Source organism: Oceanobacillus sp. E9 (assembly GCF_001741975.1).
Lineage (GTDB): Bacteria > Bacillota > Bacilli > Bacillales > Amphibacillaceae > Oceanobacillus > Oceanobacillus kimchii.
This window is the reverse complement of the sequence record NZ_LSNA01000003.1, coordinates 1-1,715: the sequence shown is the minus strand read 5'-3', so window position 1 is coordinate 1,715 and position 1,715 is coordinate 1. Positions and strand designations below refer to the sequence as shown.

Genomic DNA, 1,715 nt, shown 5'->3' with positions numbered 1-1,715 from the left:
TCATGGCGATCTCCTTTTTCATATGGAAGGGAGACTGTCGCTGCAAAAGCTTCTACCTTCACTTCTTCAGTTTTCTCTTCATCTTGCTTTCTTAGATTATCTGATGATTCATTATCTGTTGGAGCTGTATTTACTTCTTTCTTCTTTACCTGTTCTTCAATTGGTTCAGTAGAGACTTCTTTATCTGATTCTTCATGTTTTAACTCATTTCCTTTAGGAAATTCAACTTGTCCTTCTTCTAAATTATCATCTTCAAAAACCTCGGTTTTCTGTTCCTTATTTTCCTTATTTGCTTCATCAGCATGGATAATTGCAGGACTAAAGTGGAATAAGACAATAACACCAATTAAAAACAACTTAAAGTATTTCCTCACTTTAGTTTCACCTCCTCAATTTTATAGAATACTACTAATCTAATATCGGTAAATATTATTAAAATTTAATAGGTTATAAAAAAACTACCTAAAATGGTAGTTTTTTTATAACCTATTATCTTCTTTTTAAATTATAAGAGCTTGCGATAGCATCTGCAGTTATTTGAGCTAGATATGTACGATAACTTGGGTCTTTTAAAAGCGTATTCTCAACAAAATTATCGATAAACATATATTCTAATAGAATAGAAGACATATTTGTATTTCTTAACACATTAAAGTTTGCTGTCTTTTCCCCTCTATCATTTACATTAATATTATTAATTATATAGGAATGAATATCAGTTTGTCTTTGTTTTGTTTCATTTGATACATTTCCATTATGGATGTATGTTTCAAATCCGTTAGCTGAACCATTAAAAGCGTTAGTGTGGAAACTAACAAAATAATCTGCTCCCCAACGGTTTGCCATATTAGCCCTTTCCGTTAATTCTATAAATGTGTCATCTGTTCTTGACATATTTACAAGAACACCCTTATATTTCGTTGATAAGAATTGTTCCGTCTGAAGGGCAATATCTAACACAACATCTTTTTCATTAATACCATAACCTTGTCCACCTGGATCATGTCCTCCATGACCTGGATCTAGAAATACTCTTATTAGACTATCATCTAATTTCTGAATCGTTTTTGGATCTGCTATTCCACTTACTGGAAGATTGTAATCTGACTGGAACTGCTTTAATCTTGTTTCTGTCCAACTCCCAAAATATTCACTTATAGCGATACCATCATAACCTAACGCATTAAGCATTTCTTTTATCTCAATTACTCTAGAATCGGATTTACCTTTTTGTAATGGACTACTATATATTTCGTTGATTTTATCAATGGTTACTTCATCTGCTATTCCATTTACACGTAAACCATAATAATCTTGGAACTTTCTCACTTGAGTTTCAGTAAAACTACCAAATAATGTAGATACCGTAATATAACCAAAACCAATATGATTTAATTTCTCTTTTAATTCTACGGTTCCATCATGGCGTTTACCATTCTGAAAGGGACTATTGTACACACTGGATATCTTTTGCTGTGTTTGTTGATCAGCTTGACCAGTCACTGAAAGTCCGTAATATCGCTGGAATTGTTGAACGCGCGTTTCCATCCATTCTCCGAAGTAATTAGTCTCAGAGATACCACCAAATCCAATCGCATTTAATTGTTGCTTAATTTTAATAATATCATCATGACGATCTCCTAATTGGAAACCTACCTTATAATAAGTTTCATCAAGTTTTAACCAAGTGATCTCGTCTGCTATACCATTCACCA

At 32.5% G+C, this 1,715-nt stretch carries 1 protein-coding gene and 1 pseudogene; both read right to left on the bottom strand.

What is annotated here, in order from left to right; translation table 11 throughout:
• Positions 1–374, bottom strand: a pseudogene (locus AQ616_RS03725) (peptidoglycan-binding protein); the annotation flags it as partial.
• A 115-nt stretch (positions 375–489) separates the two neighbouring features.
• Positions 490–1,715: peptidoglycan-binding protein (locus AQ616_RS19540; protein ID WP_205634381.1), on the bottom strand; the 1,226-nt coding region annotated here is incomplete at its 5' end.